Source organism: Anabaena catenula FACHB-362 (assembly GCF_014698735.1).
GTDB classification, from domain to species: Bacteria; Cyanobacteriota; Cyanobacteriia; order Cyanobacteriales; family Nostocaceae; genus Anabaena; species Anabaena variabilis_A.
The window spans coordinates 55,804-81,430 of record NZ_JACJTQ010000005.1; the positions used below are offsets into that span (position 1 = coordinate 55,804).

Annotated in this window: 27 protein-coding genes and 1 pseudogene; 11 read left to right on the top strand and 17 right to left on the bottom strand. The window is 39.9% G+C overall.

The window, feature by feature from the left end:
* Nucleotides 1-187 precede the first annotated feature (187 nt).
* From H6G68_RS05470 to H6G68_RS05485, 4 genes are read right to left on the bottom strand one after another with little or no spacing between them, the layout of a single operon-like run.
* On the bottom strand, nt 188-1,453 hold the full coding sequence (locus tag H6G68_RS05470) for an MFS transporter (RefSeq protein WP_190905730.1): 1,266 nt from the start codon (nt 1,451-1,453) through the stop codon (nt 188-190).
* Entirely contained in the window at nt 1,425-1,877 is a 453-nt protein-coding gene (locus tag H6G68_RS05475; protein ID WP_190905731.1) for a MarR family winged helix-turn-helix transcriptional regulator, read from the bottom strand. Before H6G68_RS05475 ends, H6G68_RS05470 begins: the two co-directional genes overlap by 29 nt.
* A gap of 19 nt (nt 1,878-1,896) precedes the next feature.
* Nucleotides 1,897-2,751, bottom strand: a complete 855-nt coding sequence (locus H6G68_RS05480) for an ABC transporter permease (protein ID WP_190905732.1) — start codon at nt 2,749-2,751, stop codon at nt 1,897-1,899.
* Nucleotides 2,708-3,562 (bottom strand): ATP-binding cassette domain-containing protein, encoded by an 855-nt coding sequence (locus H6G68_RS05485; RefSeq protein ID WP_190905733.1) that lies wholly within the window; start codon nt 3,560-3,562, stop codon nt 2,708-2,710. Before H6G68_RS05485 ends, H6G68_RS05480 begins: the two co-directional genes overlap by 44 nt.
* 389 nt (nt 3,563-3,951) lie before the next feature.
* Here H6G68_RS05485 and H6G68_RS05490 point away from each other — a divergent pair, with 389 nt between their 5' ends.
* The 4 genes from H6G68_RS05490 to H6G68_RS05505 all read left to right on the top strand — a co-directional run bounded on the left by H6G68_RS05490 (nt 3,952) and on the right by H6G68_RS05505 (nt 6,405).
* A complete protein-coding gene (locus H6G68_RS05490) occupies nt 3,952-4,230 on the top strand; it encodes a hypothetical protein (RefSeq protein ID WP_190905734.1) in 279 nt (92 codons plus the stop codon).
* A 36-nt stretch (nt 4,231-4,266) separates the two neighbouring features.
* Nucleotides 4,267-4,953: a hypothetical protein gene (locus H6G68_RS05495; protein WP_190905735.1), complete on the top strand. Its 687-nt coding sequence runs from the start codon at nt 4,267-4,269 to the stop codon at nt 4,951-4,953.
* Nucleotides 4,954-5,301: 348 nt separating this feature from the next.
* The gene (locus H6G68_RS05500) at nt 5,302-6,210 is read left to right on the top strand and encodes a DUF4351 domain-containing protein (protein WP_190905736.1); all 909 of its coding nucleotides are present in this window, start codon (nt 5,302-5,304) and stop codon (nt 6,208-6,210) included.
* A gap of 27 nt (nt 6,211-6,237) precedes the next feature.
* The gene (locus H6G68_RS05505; RefSeq protein WP_199332508.1) at nt 6,238-6,405 is read left to right on the top strand and encodes a hypothetical protein; all 168 of its coding nucleotides are present in this window, start codon (nt 6,238-6,240) and stop codon (nt 6,403-6,405) included.
* Nucleotides 6,406-6,729: 324 nt separating this feature from the next.
* On the opposite strand, the gene minE is transcribed toward H6G68_RS05505, so the two are convergent.
* From minE to H6G68_RS05540, 7 genes and pseudogenes are all read right to left on the bottom strand, one after another.
* Complete coding sequence (gene minE, locus H6G68_RS05510; protein ID WP_127056565.1) at nt 6,730-7,020, bottom strand: cell division topological specificity factor MinE; 291 nt, start codon at nt 7,018-7,020, stop codon at nt 6,730-6,732.
* Between the two features lie 35 nt (nt 7,021-7,055).
* Nucleotides 7,056-7,862 carry a septum site-determining protein MinD gene (gene minD, locus H6G68_RS05515; RefSeq protein WP_071187805.1) on the bottom strand — a complete coding sequence of 269 codons (807 nt, stop codon included), beginning with the start codon at nt 7,860-7,862 and terminating at the stop codon, nt 7,056-7,058.
* Nucleotides 7,863-8,133: 271 nt separating this feature from the next.
* Nucleotides 8,134-9,195, bottom strand: a complete 1,062-nt coding sequence (minC, locus tag H6G68_RS05520) for a septum site-determining protein MinC (protein ID WP_190905737.1) — start codon at nt 9,193-9,195, stop codon at nt 8,134-8,136.
* A gap of 244 nt (nt 9,196-9,439) precedes the next feature.
* The gene (locus H6G68_RS05525) at nt 9,440-10,774 is read right to left on the bottom strand and encodes a four-carbon acid sugar kinase family protein (protein WP_190905738.1); all 1,335 of its coding nucleotides are present in this window, start codon (nt 10,772-10,774) and stop codon (nt 9,440-9,442) included.
* Between the two features lie 36 nt (nt 10,775-10,810).
* Complete coding sequence (locus H6G68_RS05530; protein ID WP_190905855.1) at nt 10,811-10,966, bottom strand: hypothetical protein; 156 nt, start codon at nt 10,964-10,966, stop codon at nt 10,811-10,813.
* Nucleotides 10,967-11,140: 174 nt separating this feature from the next.
* Complete coding sequence (locus H6G68_RS05535) at nt 11,141-11,326, bottom strand: DUF29 family protein (RefSeq protein ID WP_422595579.1); 186 nt, start codon at nt 11,324-11,326, stop codon at nt 11,141-11,143.
* 130 nt (nt 11,327-11,456) lie between these two features.
* Nucleotides 11,457-11,804: pseudogene (locus H6G68_RS05540) on the bottom strand (DUF29 domain-containing protein); the annotation flags it as partial.
* A gap of 125 nt (nt 11,805-11,929) precedes the next feature.
* On the opposite strand from H6G68_RS05540, the gene H6G68_RS05545 reads away from it, so the two are divergent.
* From H6G68_RS05545 to H6G68_RS05560, 4 genes are all read left to right on the top strand, one after another.
* Entirely contained in the window at nt 11,930-12,154 is a 225-nt protein-coding gene (locus tag H6G68_RS05545) for a DUF433 domain-containing protein (protein WP_190905740.1), read from the top strand.
* Nucleotides 12,151-12,483, top strand: a complete 333-nt coding sequence (locus tag H6G68_RS05550) for a DUF5615 family PIN-like protein (protein WP_190905741.1) — start codon at nt 12,151-12,153, stop codon at nt 12,481-12,483. Before H6G68_RS05545 ends, H6G68_RS05550 begins: the two co-directional genes overlap by 4 nt.
* Before the next feature lie 30 nt (nt 12,484-12,513).
* Nucleotides 12,514-13,506 (top strand): hypothetical protein, encoded by a 993-nt coding sequence (locus tag H6G68_RS05555; protein WP_190905742.1) that lies wholly within the window; start codon nt 12,514-12,516, stop codon nt 13,504-13,506.
* 120 nt (nt 13,507-13,626) lie between these two features.
* The gene (locus tag H6G68_RS05560) at nt 13,627-13,851 is read left to right on the top strand and encodes an addiction module protein (protein WP_190905743.1); all 225 of its coding nucleotides are present in this window, start codon (nt 13,627-13,629) and stop codon (nt 13,849-13,851) included.
* Between the two features lie 68 nt (nt 13,852-13,919).
* On the opposite strand, the gene H6G68_RS05565 is transcribed toward H6G68_RS05560, so the two are convergent.
* Nucleotides 13,920-14,747 carry an alpha/beta fold hydrolase gene (locus H6G68_RS05565; RefSeq protein ID WP_190905744.1) on the bottom strand — a complete coding sequence of 276 codons (828 nt, stop codon included), beginning with the start codon at nt 14,745-14,747 and terminating at the stop codon, nt 13,920-13,922.
* An 835-nt stretch (nt 14,748-15,582) separates the two neighbouring features.
* On the opposite strand from H6G68_RS05565, the gene metG reads away from it, so the two are divergent.
* The 3 genes from metG (at nt 15,583) to lptC (ending at nt 19,304) form a co-directional block, all read left to right on the top strand.
* Nucleotides 15,583-17,184, top strand: a complete 1,602-nt coding sequence (gene metG, locus H6G68_RS05570; RefSeq protein WP_190905745.1) for a methionine--tRNA ligase — start codon at nt 15,583-15,585, stop codon at nt 17,182-17,184.
* Between the two features lie 147 nt (nt 17,185-17,331).
* Entirely contained in the window at nt 17,332-17,961 is a 630-nt protein-coding gene (locus tag H6G68_RS05575) for a LabA-like NYN domain-containing protein (protein ID WP_190905746.1), read from the top strand.
* The gene (gene lptC, locus H6G68_RS05580; protein WP_190905747.1) at nt 17,961-19,304 is read left to right on the top strand and encodes an LPS export ABC transporter periplasmic protein LptC; all 1,344 of its coding nucleotides are present in this window, start codon (nt 17,961-17,963) and stop codon (nt 19,302-19,304) included. Before H6G68_RS05575 ends, lptC begins: the two co-directional genes overlap by 1 nt.
* Before the next feature lie 217 nt (nt 19,305-19,521).
* Here lptC and H6G68_RS05585 read toward each other — a convergent pair whose 3' ends face one another.
* The 5 genes from H6G68_RS05585 to H6G68_RS05605 all read right to left on the bottom strand — a co-directional run bounded on the left by H6G68_RS05585 (nt 19,522) and on the right by H6G68_RS05605 (nt 25,455).
* Nucleotides 19,522-20,847 carry a D-alanyl-D-alanine carboxypeptidase gene (locus tag H6G68_RS05585; protein WP_190905748.1) on the bottom strand — a complete coding sequence of 442 codons (1,326 nt, stop codon included), beginning with the start codon at nt 20,845-20,847 and terminating at the stop codon, nt 19,522-19,524.
* A gap of 326 nt (nt 20,848-21,173) precedes the next feature.
* Nucleotides 21,174-22,244, bottom strand: a complete 1,071-nt coding sequence (locus H6G68_RS05590; protein WP_190905749.1) for an LOG family protein — start codon at nt 22,242-22,244, stop codon at nt 21,174-21,176.
* Nucleotides 22,245-22,924: 680 nt separating this feature from the next.
* Entirely contained in the window at nt 22,925-23,278 is a 354-nt protein-coding gene (gene trxA / locus H6G68_RS05595; RefSeq protein WP_277872038.1) for a thioredoxin, read from the bottom strand.
* Nucleotides 23,279-23,633: 355 nt separating this feature from the next.
* Nucleotides 23,634-24,797 carry a GuaB3 family IMP dehydrogenase-related protein gene (locus H6G68_RS05600; RefSeq protein ID WP_190905750.1) on the bottom strand — a complete coding sequence of 388 codons (1,164 nt, stop codon included), beginning with the start codon at nt 24,795-24,797 and terminating at the stop codon, nt 23,634-23,636.
* Nucleotides 24,798-24,924: 127 nt separating this feature from the next.
* Nucleotides 24,925-25,455, bottom strand: a complete 531-nt coding sequence (locus tag H6G68_RS05605; RefSeq protein WP_071188788.1) for a YdcF family protein — start codon at nt 25,453-25,455, stop codon at nt 24,925-24,927.
* Between the last annotated feature and the right edge of the window lie 172 nt (nt 25,456-25,627).

Genomic DNA, 25,627 nt, shown 5'->3' on the forward strand with positions numbered 1-25,627 from the left:
ATTGCATTATTTTTAAGATAATTCATTATTCATCAACTTTCAACCAGAGAAGTAATGAAAATGTCAGAATCAGGATGTCCAGGATTAAAGGATTAGCAGGATGAAAAAATACAGACGATCAAATCCTGTAAATCCTCAAATCCTATAAATCCTGTTCGCGCAGCGTGGCGGTAGCCATATCTGACAATTAATCCTCATGCAACGCCCCCAACTTGCGTATCTCCGGCCAAATTGCGGCTGTTGCAACCACCACCAAAATCGTCCCAATTCCCCCACCAACGACAGACAACACTGGCCCAAATAAAGCCGCAGTCAAACCAGATTCAAAACCCCCCAACTCATTAGACGCACTGATAAATACACTATTGATAGCCGCAACACGACCCCGCAAATGGTCAGGAGTGCGAATTTGCACCAAAGTATGACGAATCACCACGCTAATACTATCTAACGCCCCGCTTAATGCCAACATCAACAACGACAACCACACCCAACGAGACAGTCCAAAAATAATTGTCACAATCCCAAACCCGACAACCGACCAAAGAAGGGCCGGCCCGGCTTTGCGGATAGGTGGTAAATATACTAACAATGCTGCCATGCTTAATGCACCTATAGATGGCGCTGCTTGCAAATAACCCAATTCCACAGGCCCCACTTGCAAGATATCCTTAGCAAATACGGGTAATAATGCCACTGCACCACCCAATAAAACTGCAAATAAATCTAGGGTAATGGCTGCGAGAATTAGTTGATTATTCCAAACAAACTCAGCCCCAGCAGCTAGGGTTTTGAGAGATATTGGTTCTTTAGCAAAGTTGGTTTTTTGGGGTTTGATTGTTGCGGTCAGGAAAAAACATGATAGTGCTGCCAAGGCTGCTAATATATATACTGCCGTCGCACTTTTAAAAAGAGCAATGCTAAATCCTCCCAACGCTGGCCCAATTACCGACGCTAATTGAAAGCTACTACTATTCCAAGTCGCGGCATTGGTAAAAGCACTCATCGGTATCAACTGCCACATCAGCGCATCACCCGCAGGTTTGAGAAATGCCCTAGCTACACCTGTTAACAGCAAGCAACCATAAACTAGAAAAACTGCACCTTTGTTAAATGAAATAACAGCCAAAGCTATTGAGCAAAAAGTTAGCAGTAGTATTGAAAATAAAGTAATCTTTTTCCGGTCATTTTTATCAGCAATATGTCCCGTAATCAAAGTCAGCGCAATCATTGGGACAACTTGCGCCAGCCCTATCAAACCCAGCACCATCGCTGAATTTGTCCGTTCATATAGCTCCCAGCCCAGCGCCACGGTCTGCATTTGTCCCCCTGTGAAGAGGAGTACACGCCCAATGCTAAATAGCCGATAATCTCGAAATCTCATAGCTGCAAAAGGATCGTGTTGTGCAGCCTTAGGGTTATGGTCAGTTGGTTTCTGTTTGCTCGAAGACATTTTTTAGTAGAGTCAAGCCTGATTCAATATGTGATACTTGTTCTGGTGTCAAACCCTCCAGAATTTCCGCAATTTCCCCGCGAGTTTTTTCCTGGGATTGCTCTAAAAGCAGTTTTCCCTCTCTCGTCAAATTCAGGACTACTCGTCGTCGTTCTTGAGGATTATCTGTCCGTTGCACCAGATTTCGTTGGACTAATTTTTCTATAGTTGTGGATGCTGTAGCACAGGTGACACCTAAATGATCTGCTACCTCAGACAAGGAAGCACCAGGATTGCGATTGAGAAAAGCGAGCGATCGCAATTGTGGTATAGATAAAAAGTCAGAACTGTGCGATCGCATTTCGGCTCGGATAAACCGCATCAATAAGGGGACTGTTTCCATCACCCTAGCGGCACATTCTTCAGAGGGTTTATCCAAACTCATAAAACTGTTTTCTCCTACATTACATCGCCACCCGTGGATAAAGTCGTCCACAGATGTAAGTCAAACCTATTAATGTTAGCAAGAGAATTGTACAGTCTAACCCGAACCCATAAATACTTGAGCCATTAGCCAGCATCGTACCCCGTAAAGCATCAACTTCATAAGTTAAAGGATTTATACTTGAAAGAATCTGTAACCAACCCGGCATCAACGAGATCGGATAAATCGCATTACTGGCAAAAAACAACGGCATTGTAATCAATTGTCCAATTCCCGTAAACCTTTCCCGCGATTTCACCAAACAGCCGATAATTAAGGAAAAAGTGCAAAAACAACCTGCTCCCAAAAACACAACTAGCACAACTTGCAAAAAAGCCAAGGGATTGAGATTGAGTTTTACACCCAATAACAAAGCTAAAAGATAAATAAACACCACTTGGGAAAAGCAACGTACACCTGAAGCTACACTTTTACCCAATACAATCGCTGCACGGGGTATGGGTGCAACTAAGAATTTCTGCACAATCCCTAAATCACGTTCCCAAATTAACGTCATTCCCCCGCTAAAAATAGCGACGAAAAGCGCACTCTGAGCGAGAATACCAGGAGTCATGAAATCCAAGTAAGGTAAATTACCTGTAGGAATAGCACGAGTCCGAGTAAAAACTTGCCCAAATATCAGCAGCCATAAAGCTGGTTGTACTGCCCGAATCACTAAATCACTAGGATCATGGCGCAGTTTTCGTACTTCTAATTCAGTAATTACCAGGGTTTTAGTAAATAGTTCTTTAATGCCGGAAAAAATGCCTTTGGGGCGAATATTTCTTGGTTCAACCCAACCGTTGAGTGGTACGTCTGGTTCTTGCAGTTTCACGATAACTCACTCCTGATACTAATTGATTCCCTGCGTAATGGATGAAGACATCATCTAAAGTTGCGTCTGGTTTTTCTATGGCTGCTTTTAACTCTGTCGGTGAACCGGTGATAATCTCTTTACCCTGGTTCATAATCACCACTCGATTACACAGACTGTCAGCTTCTTCTAAAAAGTGGGTAGTTAAAAAGATGGTTGTACCGTACTCAATCCGCAATTGTTCCATCAGCTGCCATACTTGCGATCGCGCAACCGGATCTAATCCCACTGTCGGCTCATCCAGAAATAAAATCTGCGGTTGATGTAAGATAGCTTGGGCAATTTCCAGTTTCCGAATCATTCCCCCAGAGTAAGTGCTGACTAAGCGATGTGCAGCATCCTCCAAACCCATAAATTCCAGCACTTCAGCGATTTGCTGTTTTCGTCGTCGAGAGGGAATGTCATATAGTTTAGAGAATATTAAAAGATTTTCATAACCTGTCAAACTCCCATCGGCTGATAAAGCCTGGGGTACATAACCGATAACTCTTCTGACTGATTCCGGTTGACGAGTCACATCATAACCGGCTAAGTATGCTTTCCCGCTACTGGGGGGTAACAGGGTAGTTAACATCTTAATCACCGTGCTTTTACCAGCACCATTTGGCCCTAGTAAACCAAAAACTTCTCCCGATGCAACGGAGATATTCAAAGCATCAACGGCTGTAAATTTATCAAAGCGGCGCGTCAGTTCCAAGGTTTGTAATATTACCGATTTCGGAACCTGTGCAGGTATTTCCGCAAATTCTGTTCTTCCCGTAAGTTTCGTCACGAGTAGGATTTACTTCCTTGTTCAAATAATTAGAGTATCTAAATATTAGTTTGACATATTTCTCCTAAAAGTCAAGACCAAGGATTAATAATGACAACTCCAGTACCAGCAAAATCTTTTTCGTTGCGGGATAGGCTGCGATCTCGGACAAGTTTAATTTATTTTTAGCGTATACTCATCTGGACTTATAGCATTTTTCAATTCAGTGAGGTACAAGAACCCCAACCCCGCAAGCGAGGAGGGGGCTATAATATACTCGATATGATTAGGAAACGCTATAGCGAACACTACAATTTTAAATTGTTTTTAATTTTAGGTTTATTGTTTTACATAAATCTATTTCTTGTATGATAATGAGTTTAGATAAATTTGATTTCTAATAAAGACTAATGCAATATATAAATATAAATTCCAATGATTTACCACTTGTAGATATTTCTCCAGCATCTAGAGGTCAGTTTACGGCAATTGACCTGCTACGTTCTGAAGGACAAATAGGTTTCCAGATACAGTTTAGGCAAGAGCCTCAACGAGATATTTTCACAGTTATTGATCAGGATTTTAACTTCATTGCGAAGATAATAGGATCTGAGTTAATTTTACAAAGAAATAATCAGGTACTTGCCTTAGATATTAGTAAGGTAGTACAAAATCTACTGACAATTTAATTTGTTATCAACTGGTCGCCCCATCACCTTAGATTAGTGTGTGGAAATCCTGGTGGCACTACTGGATATTATGATACAAAAGAAGTATCCACACCAGTTATTATCCCTCCCCCTTCTCTTGTTGAATGGGCTAGAAAACAAAACCTTCTAGAGATAAAGGAGTACCCATCTGAAGAAAAATTTAGAGAGCGTGTATACTCTTCCCTCGTTATTCTCAAAGATAAGGTTGCTGAAGCTAAAGCTATTAATGGTTTTTGGAATATTACCTACGATGGAAGCCAAATTAGTAGTCGATTACCAAAAAGAGAGCCAGATATTCATCCCACAATTCATGCACTTTTATATGATCAGATGATGATGGGAGGTATCAAAATTTTTTCTGAACGTCAAACAGGAGTTGGTAATTTGGACTTTAGCTTTGTTGGAACAGTCCAAGGTAGAGGTATTTGTGAGGTGTTTGCAGAATTCAAGCTTGCTCATTCTAAAGATATATATCATGGCTTAGAGCAACAGTTGCCTAATTATATGAATAATAAGGGTATAAGATACGGTGCTTATTGTGTTTTATGGTTTAAGTGCGAATGGTTTGATGAACCAAAGAATTTATCATTGGTAGATTTAGAATATGATCTTATTTCAAGGCTCCCAAGAATTAATATGCCTGGCATTAGAACTTTTATATATGATCTTGGTAAGATAGATGTTGCTAGCAAATCAAAATAAGTTATTCTCTATTCCTTTTAGCTATACCACTTTTTAGTAGTTGTGATTTCAAAGTAATAAAAACATTTTCTGGTATAATCCATAAAGGTTTAGGTAAATTTAATTAATGGCAAAAAAGAAACGACCTAGAGAACATATAATAGCAGATTTGAGCGTAAATTATGTTGAACGATATATGTTTTTATGGGGTTATTCCGTAGAGAGAGTTGAGTATAATTATGGATTTGATTTAATTCTTTTTACATATAATATAATGAAATTGAAAATGTTCAAATTTACCTGCAATTAAAAGCTCTACATAATAGAAGTCTAAATTATTTACCAGATTTTACTCAAAATTAAAATTTAATGACTAGGTTTATACATGATAAATTCGCAAAAGACTATCTAGAAGAATTATTAAAAGATTACGGAGAAGTCAAAGCATCAGAAAAAGTTTCAGGAGAAATTAAAGAAATAGATGTTTTATTCACACCTGCTAAACAACAAACTTCTAAATTACAAATACTGGGGTTACTAGGAAGACTTGCCGAAAATCCTGCAATAATAGAACCATACCGCAATCCAGCTTCTACCGATGAAATCTGCGACTGTATTCTCAAGTTATTAGAAGTCAAGGCTTTATTGCGACGAGAAGCCAAAGCCAATAAAATCAAACTTCAGGAGTCAGAAATTCCTAAATTGTGGATTTTAACCCCCACTATATCTGAAACTCGTTTATCTAGCTTTGGAACTATCCAAAAAGAAGATTGGTTATCGGGAGTATATTTTTTAGCAGATGCCTTACGGACAGCAATTGTGGCAATACACCAACTACCACAAACACCTGAGACTTTATGGTTGAGGCTTTTGGGTAGGGGAAGCGTACAATCACAAGCAATTATCGAGTTGCAAGCGTTACCATTAGATCACCCATACCAAAAAGCCACCCTGGAATTAGTTTACAACTTGCGCGAAAATTTGAGAGTAAATCAAGAACTAGAAACAGATGATAGGGAGTTAATTATGCGACTAGAACCACTTTATCAAAGAGATAGAGAACAAGCTAAAGAAGAAGGAAGACAAGAAGGAAAACAAGAAGGAGAAAAAGACTTAATACTGCGTCTACTACATCGCCGGATTGGGGAAATTGATGCGTTATTAATTGAGCGAATTACAGGATTATCAATTGAACAGTTAGAAAACTTAGGAGAGGCATTATTAGACTTTTCTAGTGTTGCTGATTTAGAAGCTTGGTTAACCCAACACTCAATCTAATTCATTTTGATTGTTCGGGAGTTAATTATGCGACTAGAACCACTTTTGTCAGGAACTTTGGTTATTTTACCAGCTTACGAACAACAGGCATATATTCAGCCTGTGCATTTGGTAGCTGTACGTCGAGTATTGGTAGAAAATGGGTTAATCAATACCAACTCTTTCGACAGCTTTTTAGGAAAGGTTGCAAGCTAAAATCTCACCTATAATTACACTGTCTAAATATTATTCAAAATCTCCCTCACCCAAGCTTCCTGTTCATGGGAACTTTAACCTTACTAGGTTCAGCGAGTTTTGTAGTATTTAAATCTGCTGTCATGGAAGGCAGAGCCTTCTAGAATTCATTCCCATACAGAGTATGGGAACGAGAAACGAACGAGAAAATCCCCATTACGAATTACGAATTACGAATTACGTTGGCGGTAGCCTGCCGTAGGCACTATTACGAATTTTTTAACTGCCTTTCATCCCCACCCTGTAGAGGGATGGGGTATTACAGCAATCTTGATCAAACTACTATTATGTATCGCTACTTTCTGTATCCGTGCTTTCTTTGACCCGACGGATAGGTAAATTAGCAATCAAAGCGGTTGTGCGTTGGTTGCTTTCTAAGGAAAATTCCAAACCGTCTGTCTCAATTTCTACATAGCGACAGACTATGGCCAATATTTCTTGGCGCATTTTCTCCAAGGTTTGGGGATCTAAATCAGCGCGGTCATGGGCGATAACTAATTGCAGACGGCGTTTAACTTGAGTGCGACTAGTGTCAGGTGTGCGAACAAACAGTTTTTCTAAAAGTTCAAGAATCATTGCGGCTTAGTTTAAGGCGGAGACTGGAAAATGAGTTAAACAATCTTTGTCCACAACAATTTCCGCAAGCGGGAAAAGATGTTGTCGTTGGAGGAGTCAAGCTCAAGAAATTCAACAGTTTCCCCTTCTAATCTACGAGCAATGTTCTCAAAAGCTACGGCAGCGACAGAGGGAGTTTCTGATAATACTAAGGGTTCGCCACGGTTGGTAGAAACAATAACACGCTCATCGTCAGGGATTACCCCGATTAAGGGAATGGCGAGAAGTTCCTGAACATCTTGCACAGACATCATATCATTTGCCCGTACCATTGCAGGTCGGATGCGGTTGATTATTAAATGAATCTTTTTTACTCCTTGTGCTTCTAGTAACCCCACTACCCTGTCAGCATCCCGAACTGCGGAAATTTCTGGAGTGGTGACAATCAAAGCTTCCTTAGCTGGTGCGATCGCATTTTTAAACCCCATTTCAATGCCGGCAGGGCTGTCGATAACCACATACTGGTATTTTTGGGACAGGGCATTTACCAGCAGTTTCATCTGTTCAGGAGTGACTGAATCTTTGGTACGATTTTGGGCAGCTGGTAAAAGTACAAGATTAGGTTGGCGCTTATCTTTGACCAAAGCTTGTTCTAGACGGCACTCTCTGGCTAATACTTCTACAGCGGTATAAACGATCCGGTTTTCTAGTCCTAACAGCAAATCTAAATTTCTCAGACCAAAATCCGCATCAACCAGGGCAACTTGACGACCTATTTTGGCTAAAGCCATACCCAGATTGGCGGAAACTGTGGTTTTACCCACTCCTCCTTTACCGGAGGTAATTACAATAATGCGAGTCATAATAACAAGGGAACGATTAGGCTTTGTGGAAATAAGTAGGTGAACGTAAAAGCGTAAATATTTATCTTTAGGAGCAGGTTAGAGGCAGGGAGCAGAAGGCAAGAGGGCAAAAGGTTTTAGACCAGTATATATTTCGGTGCATAGTTATTTTTATTGGTGTTTTTATTTGTGCTGTTCTGACTAGAAAGAAGGCAAGAAGAAAGAAAATATTTTCATCCGTTTTGGTGTAACCAGTTGATGATGGCTACTTACTCAATCAATAATTGAGGAACTATTGATTAATCTTACTGAACTGACTGCGAGAAAAATCAATGGCTTTAGCAATGCGAATTCCTTCAGGTGTAATATATGCCACTTCTGGGAAAAACTGTGTGAGTGATTTTTCAGGCGCTCTAGCTAAAGCATCAGCGATTCGCAATTGGGTTGGTTCCATTTGTAAAGCCATGATCAGACTCTCTCGATTCCCCAGCGCACCAGCATGAGCAATTCCCCGTAGACGACCCCAGACTAGGATATCTCCATCTGCGACGACGATACCACCGGGATTGATATCTCCGAAGATAATTACCGTGCCGGGATGACGAATTTCTCCACCAGATCGTACAGTCATTTCTAGATAGAGAGCATCTGCTAGAGGTGTGGGAGTAGTTTGGATATCAGAACTCAGGGATGGTTGGGGCTGAATTTGTTCTACAGAATAACCTAATGTACAAGCTGCGATCGCTGTTTGCCTCCGACTAGTGGCAACTGATTTTAGCTGAAGTTGGACTTCTCTTAACGTTTCGGCTAGTTCTTGCAGTTGTCTGCTATCTAATAAACGGTCTTTTGCTACCAGATGCACCGGCGTATTAACTATCCGCAAGCGATCGCCAGCATTTAACCGCTGCTTCATTTGTTCCCACATTTGCGACCAACTGAGTTCCGAAGCTGGTACTTGAGATTCAGTTGGCAAAATTAATAACAGTCTTCCCTCCTCAGTTTTTAACTGGACTTGGATAGAATTATTTGCTTTCTGTTCTGGTAATGCTAACTCAATGCTGTTCAAATCCATGAACACAGAATCAGATTCTACATTTGGTTGAACAGTATTAGATTCTACATCGCCAGCAGGAGAATTAGTTTGTAAATCGAGAGCAACCGAATTTAGCTCTGTATTTGGGATAATAGAATTATCTGCATCAGCAACAGTATTCTCTGCTTCTATCTCGGCAGTTTTATCAATATTTACCTCTACATCAGCTTGTTTAGAGATAGATTCTGCATCAGCAAGTGGAGAACTTGACTCCGTTGTCAATTCCAAATCCTTTGAGAAATTAGTAGAATCAGAATTCATGGGTGATTGGGTACTCGATTTTGGATTTTGGATTTTGGTGAGTCAGCGCGGTCTTGGGGAGCCACTGCGTTGGGCGGCTCTGCCGACTTGAAGCAAGTGGCGTGGTTTCCCCCATGAGCGACTGCGTATCCCTTACGGGAGCCGGAGGCATACCCGAAGGGATTTTGGATTGTATTTAATTAACTCCCATCTAAACTCTAAAATCTATCTCCGCGTCAGAGCATCTCTCCACCTTCCCATCTTCCTAATTTCCCATTCTTTTTGCAGTCAGTCTTTGATAACTTGTAGCCAAGGCATCAGCATTACCGACATTACCGGGAAATAACACCACTGGCAAGTTAGGAAACTGGGGATGATCAGATGGTGTGATTACCATTGAACAACCGGCTAAAATTTGACCAAGTAACCGGGCTGAAGTTAAAGCCAGTCCTGTACTCAAAACATCGTTGGAAGTAATACCACCCTTACTGATTAAAAATCCGATATCAGCTGGTAAACCTTTAACAATATCCATGAGTAAAGCCGAAACTGTAGCCCCAAAATCTAACCTGGTTTTGACATCTTTAAAAGACAATTCCTGACGGCTAGTGTAAACTACTGGTGTTTTACCAGCTGTATGTACTGCTTGGACATTTTCAAGAATCTCGGTTAGCAGTTTAGCAGATTCGTTGACTCCATCATCAAGTAAGCGTCCCACATTCACTTCTATTCCGACTGTCCCCTCTACCTGTAACAGCGATTCTAATTGTTGAGTTGTCTTTTTGACATGAGAACCCACAATCACTGCACCGGGTTTGCCACCACGCACGTATTCTGCCATATTTTCGGCGGCGATGGGTTGGGGGGGTAAGGCAGCTAAAGCTGTTAAAATGCTGGCAGCAGAACGGAATAAAAAGCGTTTTCCCTGACTTGCGGCTGTTAATACATCGACAGCAAAGGTGTTGAGATCTGCTTGAATTTCTCCATCTACCACACCACACTGATTATCATGGAGTTTTAGCAAGCGTTCTAAACTACCAGCACGGATATCTGTAAGTAAAAATCTGGTAACAGTATCTTCTTTGATGCGTCCTTTGGTTTTTTCTTCTACGTACTTAGGAAGATAGCTGTAATTGTAACTAAATACAGAATCACGAGCAAATTCGGTTTCATGTACGGGAGTGGGAACACCATCAACAATTAAATAATGAATGCTGTCGCGGGTAATTCTTCCTCCCTCAAAAAACGCAGGTACGAGAAAATGAGCATCAAAGGAACCGAGTTCTTCAGCAATGACATCAGTTTCTATGGGATAATGTCCGCGCAAGGTGGAGTCAGAACGACTAACTACGAGAAAATCGTCAATTTTTTCTGCTGCTAATGCGAGTTTGAGATTTTGACAAACTTCTCTGGTGACGGCTGCGGCTGATTCTGGGGTAAGCGATCGCGTATTGGTTAAAATAAAGAAAATCGGTGAATCATCTTTTAAGCCCAAACGTAAGGTTTCCACATCCCAACGCATCAGCAATAAGCAACTGTGAACGGTTTGGGAACCGGTGGGATCATCATCAAGGACAATTATTTTGGGTTTGTTATTCATAAATATGTCAATGGTGGCAAATATCTAAAATATTCACTAACTTGTAAAGTTTGCAGATTTGGCTAAATTATTTACCACTAAGTCTTGGTTATTAGCAAACAGTTTTTTATTATCGCGCAAAATCTGTTCACTTTTTAAGGCGTGAAGCAAATCTTCTTGGCGTTGCTGATTAAGAGTATGATTTTGTTTCACGCTCCAGACGCAGAGTCACAGAGAGTAAGAGTTTGAAATCTTTGATTTTTTAATTTCATACTTCAATTCAGCAACGCCATCTTCTTTAATTACTGGCAGTGGGGATATTACTTTTTCTGTGTCGCTAATGTTACTTTGGCACTTGTCAGAGGTAGCGAGAGTTAAGTAAGTATTTTATTCGGGTTTATTGTGATGATTATAGTTATATTCGGGAAACCAGTTTTCATCTAAAATTTGCTCTAAAGAACCAATGGGTATAAGAGGAAATATGTCAATGGCAAGTTGAGAACGATCTGATGCTTCTAATCTAGCATCTTGATAACATTCATCAAATATTTCTGGTTCTTCGGTACTTTTTATGGAGAACCCAGTTCAAAATCATTGAAAGCCTTATTGTGTCGGCATTTCATTCAAAATATGGGCGTTATAGTTTATAATCCTTGCCCCGTAAGGGTTTTGTGATAAACAATCCTCAACCTCCATAAAACAGACACAAGAGCCATATTTCTAAAATGTAAGGTTTTAAACTAGGACTATCTTTGAGTTCATCTTTTATCTCTCTGCGAAATGTCCTAATTTCTCCTTTCCAATGTCCTTGATTACGTTCTCTTTCACTATCCCAATATTTGAGTTTTAGGAGATGTAGAAGAAGGTTAATTAATAAATTTTTAATTATTCGTTTTTGACTTCTACCCATAGTTTCTAATTCTTCTAACAAATTCTCTAAATCAACAGCAGAAAACTGTCCTGTGCGAAGTTGGTTGATGGTTGTTCTCAGCCACAGGTAATAGTCTTGGTCGTATAAGGTTTGAGTGATTGATTCTGTTGATATAACCATATACTGGCGAGGATTTTGCTATTTATTTTATTTTAGCTTAATTTAGTTATAAACCTCATTAATTGAGTTGCTGGTTTTACAAACTTGATTTATGCTGAAAATAAGGGTTTATGAAATCAGCTTATATGTCAAATTTACTGGAAAGAATTACAATTAATCCTAAACAATGTGGTGGTCGTCCCTGTATTCGGGGGATGAGAATTAGGGTATCAGATGTATTAGATTTGTTTGCGTCTGGTTTAACTGCTGAAGAAATTTTAGAGGAAATGCCGGATCTTGAGGCTGATGATCTCAAAGCAGCACTTTTATACGCTTCACGAAAACTCAATCATCCGGTGTTAGTTGCATGATAATCTGGGTTGATGCACACTTATCACCATCTATTGCTACTTGGATTACTCAGACATTCAGTATAACTGCCTTAGCTTTGCGTGATGTGGGACTAAGAGATGCTGAAGATGAGGAAATTTTTGAGGCAGCAAAAGCTCAAGGAGTTATCTTTATAACCAAGGATAGCGACTTTGTTGATTTAGTTGATCGTCTAGGAACACCACCGCAAATCATCTGGTTGACCTGTGGTAATACTTCAAATGCTAGGCTGAGAGAGATTTTGGGTGCAAATTTACTGGAAGCTTTGAAGATTTTATCTTCAGGTGAAGCATTAGTTGAAATCACTTAAGTTAGCTGTTTAGATTAGAGGAATATTATTTTGCTTTCAACAAAACAGATTAGAGGTCTTGTACTTGAAGAAATTATCTTAGTTTTATTGGGTAAAGCAGGTTATCGGATACTAACAAAACAAGACGATCCTTTAATTTTTCGGGATGGAAAAGCAGGGTTAGAAGTTCAAGGACGAGGAGAATGGCATCAGATTGATGCTTTAGTTGGGTATGACCGCACACCTGCCTTCTTATTTCCTATTAGACTTGGTGTAGAAGCTAAAGCTTATTTTCCTAATTCTTCATCCACAGGTAAAGTAGGTATTGAAATAATTCGCAATGCAGTTGGTGTAGTGAAAGATATCAATGAAAACTATTCCTCTTTCTTTAGTAAGCCATCTCAAGAATTAAAGTTGAAAAGATATAACTATGTTTATGCAATTTTTTCACTTTATGGATTTACACAAAATGCTCAACGGTATGCAATAGCTCACCAAATTTATTTAATTCAGTATTATCATAATCACCTCTTCAATGGTATCAAAGATATATTGAGTGAGTTACAGGGTCAATCTGCATTAGAAAAGCAGCAATCAGCAATTAGACAGGCATTAAGAGGTTTTTTTAGGAGTCCTGATAATTATTATTATGAACTGCGAAATATATTTGGCGATGACATTGAGTTTATAGACAAGCTTTTAAAGGAAATTAATCATATTGAAGGCTCATATTTTGGTTTACTCAATGGTGAGTATCCAATCCATATCCTATCCAAAAATCCTATTACGGATATTGCTGATCAGGATGAATATAAAGCTAATATTTTAGTGAATCAAAATGGAGACATGAAAATTGATTTGATGAATAATGAGCTTTGTTTTGATTTACCTGAAGTTATAAGTCAAATATTAAAGGAGGTATGGAGAAATGATGAAAATCTAGCTGAATTCGAGAGAAGAAATAAATATTTCATAAATCTATCTGGAATAATAGGAGGTATGAGACGGGACATTCAAATTAAATTTGAATACCCATTTCCATAGAGAGTGTAGTGGTGAGATAGGGTTTTAAAGATGGTAGTTATGCGATCGCTATATGAGATTAACTCAAAGCATGAAACGATCGCCTACACTAGAAAATATTCCTATTGAAGTTTAGTCAACATGGAAATCCGTGTAACTTTAAATGAAATTAAAGCCCTGAGTATTGCAGATAGAATTCGGATTGTACAAGAGATTTTGGAAAGTATAGCAGCAGAACAGGTTTATCCCGATTTAACAGCAGTGCAAAAACGAGAACTTGATCGACGCATTACTGATTACCAAGCAAATCCAGATGATGTCATGACATGGGAGGAAATTAAAGCTTCAATTAGAGGACAACAATGAATTATGTCTTAGTTTTTTGTCCAGAAGTTCGTGAAGAATTTAATAAGCTTATTTAAGTATAACTGTCTTTAATTGGGAATGATTTTTTGTAATTTCCTACTTACTTGCACATCAGTTTCCAGAAATTCATTAGCTTGAAGAATTTCATACAGATTTACATTTTCTTCTAACAAACAAGCATGACCGCTATCAGGTAATAATACTGTCTTAGTGTTAGGTAAAATATCATCTAATCGTTCTACCTCACTGACAGAAGGTAAAAGACGATCGCTTCCCCCAGCAATTAATAACACTTGTTGCGTTAGCTGTTGCAATTTTTCCTGATCAACATTAAACTCTCGCAATAACCATAACCGCCAGTTAATGGTTTCTGGTGGAACCGAACGCATAGCTTTTAGCAGTTCATGGCGATCGCTACTAGACATCCGTGCTAAAGATGCCAAAAACGGTAACAACCCCAATGCGCCCACATCATAAAACCATGATGGCACTAAGTCAGTTAGTTGAGATAATGAGTTCAACCAAGGACGTAGTTGAAAAGCTGAAGCGGGATTAATTAAAATAATGCGTTTAAATAACTGTGGTGATTGGGTTGCTACTTTCATCGCTAAACAACCCCCAAATGACTCACCACACAGGTAAACTGGTCGGTGGCAGCTTTTTTCTAATTCTGAGTGAATTAAGTCTAAAACATTCTTTGTTAGCACATCCCAGGTGGTGAGGTCTTTCCTGGGGATCGCCAAACATCGGACATCGAAGCCAAGTTCTAATCCAGCAGTTTGCGATCGCAACAATTGACCAGTTCCATCCATCCCTGGTAAATATACAAACAGTGGATACTCTAGTTGTACTCGTTTCGGTGTCAGAAAACAAGGTTTAAGTTCAACGTGTGCCATTTTACAAATGTGTGTGTCTTCATTTATTAACCTTGTTTAACTTTACCGTTTCATTCGCGCTGATGGGGAGATCCGGGGACAAGGGATGTGAGGACGCGGTGATGGGGTGACGCGGTGATGGGGTGACATGGGGACGCGGAGAAAATTACCAATCACCAATCACCAATCATTAATCATCAACCTTTCCAGACAAAAATTAGCCAACTCTGAAATCTTGATTACAGAATTGAGTGCAGATTTTACGATTATATATAAATATATGAAAGCGCTAAAATCACCCTTCACACTTTCATCCAAGGTTGGTAATTGATGATTGAAAATAGATATTTAGAAAAACTGTTCTCTGTTTCCTTGCGAATAAAAAACTTGGTGCAGCTATCTGGCAAACTTGCTTTGGCATTTTTCTGTGATTTCGGAGAGGATAAATAAATCCTCCTGAAATTATACAGAATATTTTTTCTCAAAAAATCGCAGTTTATCTTGATGTAATTTTTACATTTATTTACTCTATTTTAGAGCATCTTCATAGAATGTCTAAATTACAGATTCAACTATATTTTCTGAATTGGGGTTAGTGTTTCGTCTATCAAGACCATTCCATTTGTAAGAATCAGTGCCATAAACTGCTGACACCATGCTTTTTAGCCACTATTATCCCTAATGGGACGATAAATTAGCTAGATTTCTAGATATTACACAACAATTCTTGAGTTGAGGAACTTTGCTAATATTAAATGGTAGTTTGAAAAAATGAGTAGCCATGTTATATAATTACGTGGTTTTACCGCATTAACGAAGAGAGAAAACGGTTTAATAATTTGTTTTTTAATTTTGCATGAATCTAGTGAATAAAACAGAAAAGACCTTTGTACTGACGACACCTCTATACTATGTAAACGATGTTCCTCATATTGGCAGTGCTTACACAACAATGGCTGCGGATGTAGTGGCACGGTTTCAGCGCTTATTGGGACATCGAGTACTGCTAATTACGGGTACAGATGAACATGGACAAAAAATTCAGCGGTCAGCAGCTAGTTCTGGAAAAGCACCACAAGAATTTTGTGATGAAATAGTACCCAGTTTCCTGAACTTGTGGCAGGTTCTCAATATCCAATATGATCGCTTTAGTCGTACCACCGCAGCTAACCATCACGCAATTGTCCAAGAATTTTTCCAACGAGTTTGGGAAAATGGCGATATTTACCAAGGACAACAAAAAGGTTGGTACTGCGTATCCTGTGAAGAATTTAAAGAAGAACGGGAACTGCTTGATGATAAACGCTGCCCCATACATACTACCAAGCAAGTAGAGTGGCGAGACGAGCAGAACTACTTCTTTAGACTATCCAAGTATCAAACCCAATTAGAGGAATTCTATCAGTCTAGACCAGATTTTATCCAACCTGCAAGTCGGCGGAATGAAGTCCTCAACTTTGTCAGTCAAGGTTTACAAGACTTTTCGATTTCGCGGGTAAATCTCGATTGGGGTTTTCCAGTACCTGTAGATTCTAAACATACCCTTTATGTCTGGTTTGATGCGCTGTTAGGTTATGTCACAGCATTGTTAGAACCTGATGCAGAACCGACTTTAGCCAATGCTTTAGAAAAATGGTGGCCAATCAATCTGCACCTCATTGGTAAAGATATATTGCGCTTTCATGCTGTTTACTGGCCAGCAATGCTGATATCAGCAGGTTTACCCTTACCAGAGCGAGTTTTTGGCCATGGATTTTTGACTAAAGATGGTCAAAAAATGGGGAAAACCCTAGGTAATACCCTAGATCCTGTAGCTTTAGTTCAACGTTATGGTAGCGACGCAGTTCGTTATTACTTCCTTAAGGAAATCGAATTTGGTAAAGATGGCGATTTTAATGAAGTTAGATTCATTAATGTTCTGAATGCAGATTTGGCAAATGATTTAGGTAATTTGTTAAATCGCACCTTAAACATGGTGAAGAAATACTGCGCTGGTAAAGTGCCGTCAATTGCCCAGTCAGCTATCCCGGCTGAAAATTCTTTAAAAGCAATTGGCTTAAGTCTAGGAGAGAAGGTGAAACAAGCCTACGAGACACTAGCTTTCAATGAAGCCTGCCATGCTGTTCTGTCGCTGGTACAAGCCAGCAATAAGTTTATTGATGACCAAGCTCCTTGGACATTATATAAACAGGGAAAGCAGGAAGAAGTTGAAGCAGTGCTGTACACGGTTCTTGAATCAGTGAGACTAGCAGCTTATCTCCTCTCCCCGATTATTCCCAATATCAGCAGTGATATTTATCAGCAACTAGGCTGGGGAATAAACTTTAACGATCAAACAGAAAGTTTAATTATTGCGCCTTTTACTACCCATGCAACATGGGGCGTATTATCCGATCAACAACAGTTGGGTACACCTCAACCAGTTTTTAAACGGATAGAAGCTTTAAAAAATGATTAGTACTTTCCATTTTTGATTTACGCAAAATATTTGATCGGGGCTGAATTGATTAGCCCCGGAAAATTATCATAAGCCACTCTAACAAGTATGTAAAAGTTAGCGATTTCTATCAAAAATAACAAGGATAAGAACTGAGGTATGAGAACAATGTTGAATAATTTGGAAAACGACTCAATATTTACGCCAGAACAGGTTTTAGAAAATCGCGGTCGTGTGGCTATATTTATTGATGGCTCCAATCTATTTTATGCGGCGCTGCAACTGGGGATCGAAATTGATTACACGAAGTTGCTGTGTCGTTTAACTGGGGGATCAAGGCTGTTGCGAGCTTTCTTTTATACGGGAGTAGACCGGACAAATGAGAAACAGCAGGGATTTTTGCTGTGGATGCGTCGCAACGGCTATCGAGTCATTGCTAAAGATTTGGTACAGCTGCCAGATGGCTCAAAAAAAGCTAACTTAGATGTAGAAATAGCTGTGGATATGATGGCGCTGGTCGATTCCTATGATACCGCAGTTTTAGTGAGCGGTGACGGCGATTTGGCTTACGCAGTAAATTCCGTCAGCTATCGCGGTGTGCGGGTTGAGGTGGTGAGTTTGCGGTCGATGACTAGTGATAGTTTAATTAATGTGAGCGATCGCTATATCGATCTAGAAGCCATCAAAGAAGATATTCAAAAAACACCCCGTCAAAGCTATCCATATCGACCTTTATCCGGGATGGGTTTTTTGGATGACCATAGAGAAAGTGAAGGACATTTAGAAATTCCAGAATAATGCAATATCAAGAAGGCAGGAAGAATGAGGAAGAAAATTCAACAAAAAGCAGGGAACCAAGAGGTAGTGAGCAGGGAGACAATAAATATGGAGATTTTAACTCCGGCTCATCGTCCTCTTTTTCACCCTTGCTTCTTTGTTCAAAACTTCTGGGGGGAAGTAAAACCAACTCCTCCTGCTTCCATTTATGGGATAATTTACAATGGCCAGTCAATTGGTATTACTTACCTTTAACTTTATTTTTGGTCATTGGATTATTTTCTTGTAGTAATCAATCATCTACTAAATCAAATACTGGTGATTCATCTCCACAAAAAGTAGATAGTAAATTGACTTTTTTTGATGTTGCTTTAGAACAATTTGATGAAGTAGGCAGACCAATTTGGAAAGTCAGAGCTAAACAAGCAAAATATACCAAAGAAAAGGAAATAGGTGAAGCCGAAAATCCTGATGGTGAACTATACCAAGATGGCAAAGTAGTTTATAAAATTAAAGCTGATAAAGCCGACATCCAGCAAGATGGTAAGCAATTATTGCTCAAAGGCAAGATTATTGCTACAGATCCTCTCAATGGTATTGTTTTACAAGGAAATGAATTAGAATGGCGACCAAAAGAAGATTTATTAATTGTTCGTAATCAGCTAAATGGTACTCATAAACAGTTGAAAGCTGTAGCACAGGAAGCAAGAGTTAAAACCCGTGAACAGCGTGTAGAATTTTCGGGAAAAGTCGTAGCGAATTCTACTGAACCACAATTGCAAATGCGAACCGAGTATTTAGTTTGGCAAATCAAAGCCGAAAAATTAATTAGCGATCGCACCATCGAAATTGACCGCTACAAAAATAATCAAATTACCGACCGTGGTAAAGGAAATGCCGCAGAAGTTAACTTAAAAACTAAAATTGCTACTATTCAACCCAAAGCCCAGATACAGTTACTAGATCCACCTATGCAAATAACTAGTAACTCTATCACCTGGAACATAACTCAAGAAATTGTCACTACAAATTCGCCCTTGCGCGTTTTTCACCAAGCTGAAAATGTTACAGTGACCGGTAATCAAGGAAAAATGAATATCCCACAAAAAATAATTAATTTAATCGGCAATGTCAACGCAGTGGGACAACGTCAGCAATCTTTAAAATCTAATACACTAACTTGGGATGTAGACAAAAAACTTCTAGAAGCCCAAGGAAACGTCGTTTACCGCCAAGTTGAGCCAAAATTAACTTTCACAGGTGAAACAGCCGTCGGCAACCTGCAAACAGAAAATATTACCGTTAACGGTGGTACTTCTAAAGACAGAGTGCTAACGGAGATTATTCCCCAGGATGGAGGTTAGGGGCTTCCAAATAAAAAATACCCCATCGTTTTTAGGGCAGGGAGCAGGGGGCAGGGAGCAGGGGGAGGAAAAGTCGTTTTGATTTGGTGAAATTGGATAATTTATTTTTTGGAGTTCCCTTAGAAAGGGATGTAGAGACGCGGAGACGCGGGGATAAATAACCGAATTACGAATTACGAATTACGAATTACGTTGGCGCAGCCTGCCGGAGGCACTATTACGAACTTTTCAACAAGATTTCATTTCGACTCCCTGCACCTAATTGTGGTAAAGAATTTTTAGGAGAGTGGGGAGTGAGGGCATGAGGTATGTCGGCAGATACTTGCAATTGTTTGACGAGATGTTGCAAAAGTTTATCCTGTTCAGCACGGAAAGCTGATACATTACCACCACGATTGATAATCGCAAACCAGACTAAACCGCGATCGCGTGTGGGTACAACTCCTGCTAAAGCACTCACATCATTAAGAGTGCCAGTTTTCATTACAGTCGCAATTGGTAGGTGTCTAGCGTGCAGTGTCCCCCGTTGATCAAACCCAGACATGGGGAATAAGTCACTTAAAGTTAACTGATGGGCTGATGCTTCTCTTTGCAGCGCCATTAACATAGCACAAGCTGCTCTAGGGGAAATACGATTTTCGCGTCCTAGTCCAGAACCATTAATTAACTGAATTTCCGACTGTGGTACTTGAGCAAGATTAGCGGCCGTGGCTTTAACTACAGTTGCTCCCCCCACTGCATCCGCTAACATTTCTGCAATATCGTTATTACTGTAAACATTCATCTCCTTAATCAGTTGCTTTAAGGGTAAAGAGCGATGACGTACCAGTAAGGTTTGTTGGGGTTTGGGCTGTGCTTCTACTTTAACAGTACCAGCAATAACAACTTGGGGCTTGGGTGTTCCCTTAGGCATGATTGAGTATTGGTAAACCACAGAACGATTCCAAGTCTTGTGATTCAGGGCTTGCTTGAGCAATTGACCGGCCAAAAGGGGCTGACGTTGAAAATTCATGGCAAAATTGCCAATAATTACCAAATTTCCCTTTACTTGCTTAATGCCAATTTTATTGAGAGTATTACCAAGAGCGATCGCTTCTTCTCCCACAAACATCGGATCATTACCACCTGTAATCACCAAATCACCCTGTACTACGCCATTGACTACCAGACCCGTTGCACTGATCAAAGTATCAAATTGATGGTCTGGACCCCAAGTTTTAAAAGTGGCTAATGAAGTTGCAATCTTAGTTAAAGATGCAGCTGGTAAAGGTATAGTCCCTTGGTGATTAGCCATCAGCATGAGACCTGACTGTAACCAAATACCCTGATGTGGCATGAGATTCTGGGCTACCAGCTTCGAGGTAATCAAGCCCTTGAGATATTCCTGCACTGTCATAGCACCTGCTGGATTAGGATCAGGAGCAATAACAAAGCCAGGGCTACTTTGCCAAGCCAATGCATCTAAAGCATCTAAAGGCTTAATCTTCACTCCAGCCATGTCTAACCAAAGCGAAACCAAACCTGAACCTAATAATTCCAGCATATTTAATTCCTCTATCTTGTTTCAAATTTTTATATTGTTTACTTTGCTGGGCTATCACGCCTTTGAATTGGAGTTTTTTGCACTGGGAATGCTTTTCAAGTAGAAAAGTAGTCAATAATGGACAGCTTAATATACAAGCTGTATTTATGCTAATCAGCAATAAATAAAGCTTATGCTACGCCGTCTTTTAGAATCAAAAATCTAAAATCTAAAATCCAAAATCGTATCAACATAGTAGTCATAACTAGTCATAGTTTTCACCAGATGCATTTGCTTACCCCCCTTACCCTAATTAACTTCAGCCCGTTTTTTTAATCGAGTAGAACCTACTTCCTTTCTGGGTGTGCTGCTTCCTCCTCCGAAGGAGTACCCATTTGATTAATGGCTGCAATCATCTGATACAAACGCCCTAAGTCTCGCTGATTGAAGTATAAAATTAGGCGAGGTAGCTCAGATGTTTCATCTTGTCCTTCTTGAGGTAATGTCTGACTTTTGGCGATTTTGCCCTTAACAAGAATGTCGTTAAAGTCAGTATTTAGTCGTTCCACGTCAGTATCTGATAAATCTTGTCTCAGACGCATTACTAACTGATCACCTACATAGCGACTAGAGTGATAAACCTGGTAAAACTGGGTAATAGCATTACAAGCAACTTCCAGATTATCTGTGATGGTGTATAAACTAGGATCATCCGGACTAACAAGCCCTGTTTTTACCAATTGCTCATTAATATATTTACTCCAAGAGCGCCAGTAATCACCGCCAGGGGTATCTATTAAAACCAAAGGAACTGGACCAAATTTTCCTGTTTGGCTTAATGTCATACATTCAAAAGCTTCATCTTGAGTGCCAAACCCACCGGGAAATAAAGCCACAGCGTCACTTTCTTTGAGCAGAAATAGCTTGCGAGTAAAGAAATATTTGAAGTGAATCAGTTTCGGATCACCTTCAATAAAAGGGTTGGCCTGTTGTTCAAAAGGTAACTGAATATTTAAGCCAAAAGAATTTTCTCGCCCAGCGCCTTCTTGCCCCGCCTGCATGATACCACCACCACCACCTGTCATGACCATAAATCCCAATTGAGAAACAGCGCGAGCAAACTGAAGCGCTATCTGGTACTCAGGGGTTTCTGGTGCTAAACGGGCAGAACCAAAAATAGTGATTTTGCGAACATGACGGTAGCCATAAAACAGCTGAAAACCGCCTTCCATGTCTGCTAGAGCGGCGGATAATATCTTCCAGTCAAGACGCTCAATTTCACTATCAGCTAGACGCACTATGGTAGCAAGTGCCTGTTGGATAAATTGCCGATGTTTTAAAGTCGGTAAACGATCTATCAATTCAGCCATATCGGCTTGGAGAGACTCTAAATAGTCAAACGACGCAGATGAGGTCATGAGAATAGCCGTAATGATGGCATTATATTTTATCTAAATTTTGTGCCTAAATTGTCAGAAAAATACTAAAACCCCCATGCGGTTTAATTTTGAATTTTCAAATTATCATGATGATACAAAATAATCAGTAGTCGTGCAAAATAAATTCTCTAGTTGGGATAGGCAACAGGGAACTCTTCACAGGGATAGAATCAGGGGATTTTATTTTGTGTTTAACAATAGCTAAATATTTCTACGTAGATACTTATGAATTGAGGAGACAAACGTCACTATTGCCCTGTTTCAAAATTCAAACTTAATTAAGTAAAATATTTTTTAATTCCAAAACTTTGAATGATCGGCATCAAGGAATTTGAGATTAAATTGGAGCAACAGTATCTAGTCCACTGCGGCCAAAATCAAGCTACCATTAAAAATTCCTAACAAGTTTGTGTAATTGGCTTTTTTATTTCTTAAGTTTGTTTTTTGAATTATCCCCACATTACCAAATTGCCAGGAATCAATACCAGTATTCCAATAAATAAAGTATGGATGTATCTCGTTAAAGAGACACATCCCTCTTATTTGAAAATAAAGTTGTCCAGAGACACGAATTTTGCGCCTCTAAAACTAGCTGATAAATATTCACCTAACACTAGATCAAATGGACAACTCAATAGCATTTTGTAAACGATTGAGGTTCAAAGATACTTCTCTAAAGTAGTAGCTAATGTAGTTTTCGGCACAGCACCGACAACCATATCTACTTTTTGTCCATCTTTAAAAATCATTAATGTGGGAATGCTGCGGATACCATATTTACCGGCAACTTGAGGATTCTCATCAGTATTGACTTTTACTACCTTGAGTTGACCTTCATACTGCGATGCTATTTCATCGACAACAGGAGCTACCATCCGGCAGGGGCCACACCAGGGGGCCCAAAAGTCAACTAAAACAGGTACATCGCTATTAATTACTTCTTGATCAAAACTGGAGTCTGTAACTTGTGTAGCTGCTGACATGCCTAAAAACCTTTGCCTATTGTATTTGATGAGTTTCGTGAAAATTCTACCATAGCAAAAACGGATGCTCGAAAGCTAAGAATGTACATTTGCAAAGAAGCTATAAAATTTATTCATGATCATAAGGAACCGCCCGAACAGTAGTCCGGGCGGAGTGTGGTGTGAGGAGTGAACGGAAACATGCGTCTCCGCTATTTCTATTGTAGGCGACATATAGGATTTTTCCAGTGATTGTTGAGGGCGCTGGAAAAATTTTTTGGAGGTAGGAGCAGAGGGCAGGGTGCAGGGCGCAGGGTGCGGCATATAATTATTTCTCCGCGTCACCGCGTCAGCCCTAACTATAAGTCTTTAACCGAACACGATATCACCACGTCCCTGGGTCTCTTTACTTACCCATGCCTAATTGTTGGGCTTTTTGATAGACTTTGCCTTCGGTTAATAGAGAAGGAGCAATGACAACTTCAACTTGCTGCATTTCTTTAAGATTTTTGGCTCCTAATGTACCCATGCTAGTTTTTAAGGCTCCGACTAGATTATGAGTACCATCATCTAGTCCAGCAGGACCCGTGAGTATTTGCTCTAGAGTACCAGTAGTACCCACACGAATACGAGTACCACGAGGCAGAACTGGGCTTGGGGTGGCCATGCCCCAATGATAACCCCTTCCTGGGGCTTCAGCGGCTCTAGCAAAGGGAGAACCAATCATGACACCATCAGCACCGCAGGCGATACACTTACAAATGTCACCGCCTGTAATTAAACCACCATCAGCAATTACAGGGATATATTTACCAGTTTCCCGATAATAATCATCTCGGGCTGCGGCACAATCTGCGATCGCTGTTGCTTGCGGTACACCCACACCCAACACCCCACGAGATGTACAAGCAGCACCAGGTCCAATTCCCACCAATACTGCCGCTGCACCGGCTTTCATCAAATCCAATGTGACTTCATAGGTTACACAGTTGCCCAGAGCCACAGGAATGGGCATAGAACGGCAAAATTCAGCTAAATCAAGGGGAATGATCGACTCTGGGGACAAGTGGGCTGTAGAAACTACTGTAGCTTGGATAAAAAATAAATCCGCCCCAGCTTTGGCGACTACTTCACCAAATTTACTAGCACCGGCTGGAGTAGCACTCACTGCCGCAATACCGCCTTGTTGTTTAATTTCCTGAATACGTTTTTCAATTAATTCCGGCTTTATTGGTTCGGCATAGAGTTCTTGCATCAGGGCCACAAATTCCTCTTTACCTACGGAGGCAATCCGATCTAAAATCGGTTCGGGGTCGGTATAGCGAGTTTGGATACCCTCTAAATTGATTACGCCTAAAGCGCCTAACTGGGACAAACGGACAGCCATATTCACATCGACAACACCATCCATTGCACTGGCAATAATGGGGATTTCTCGTTCAATATTGCCAATAGTCCACTTAGTATCTGCCAAACTCGGATCGAGTGTTCTGTTACCGGGGACTAGAGCAATTTCATCAATTCCATAAGCTCTACGAGCTATTTTTCCCCGCCCAAGTTGAATTTCCACGCTTTCACTTTTCTCAAATCTGTTTAAGCTAGGGTATCAAATTGTGGGGATATTGGCAGGGATTTTTTTCTAGGAGATAGGGTATAGGGGACTAGAAATTGGTTTTTCCTGAATTCCGAATCCCCATTTATCGTCTATTTTTAGCTTGATCTGCGCCTGTATAGCCAGTCGCTACCCACAGTATAGCCCTAGCTCCATCACGGATCGATTTTTCAATGGGTTCTGGCGATTTTTGTGAAGGAACTGACACGGCTTTAAAATAAATACCCCGACTACCTAAAATAATTTCACCAATAACACAAGCACGACGCATATGAAAATCAGAAGTAATTAAATAAACTCTTTTAATACCGCGAGATTTCAAATCATCTACCAAGGTAGTAAAGTTAGTAACTGTATCTACGGCTTCATAGTCCAAGTGCAAACGCCGGGGATCAACTCCTGCTTTGGTAAACACTTGTTTAGTATATGTAGGTGGACTACCTCCAGTAATCCATATTGGTATATTGGGATGCTTACGAGCAAAATCTGCTGTAAATTTTTCCCTTTCTAAACGTCTAGTGGAACCACCTAAAACTAACATTGCTTGCGGTTGTACAAATTGGTTTTGTACTTCTTTGTATCCCCACCATAGTAAGAATGGTAGGATAAAAGACATAAGTCGCAAAGATTTACCTGTAAACAGTAGCTTATTCAAGGCTCTATAAAGTAAGTCCGTGAAGACCAGGATTTTCTCTAAAAATTATAAAGTTATGCAGAGTAGGAAGTTTAAGCAAATTATACCCAAATCAAGATTTGGCATATTTTTATGTGGATATGTATTGAACTAC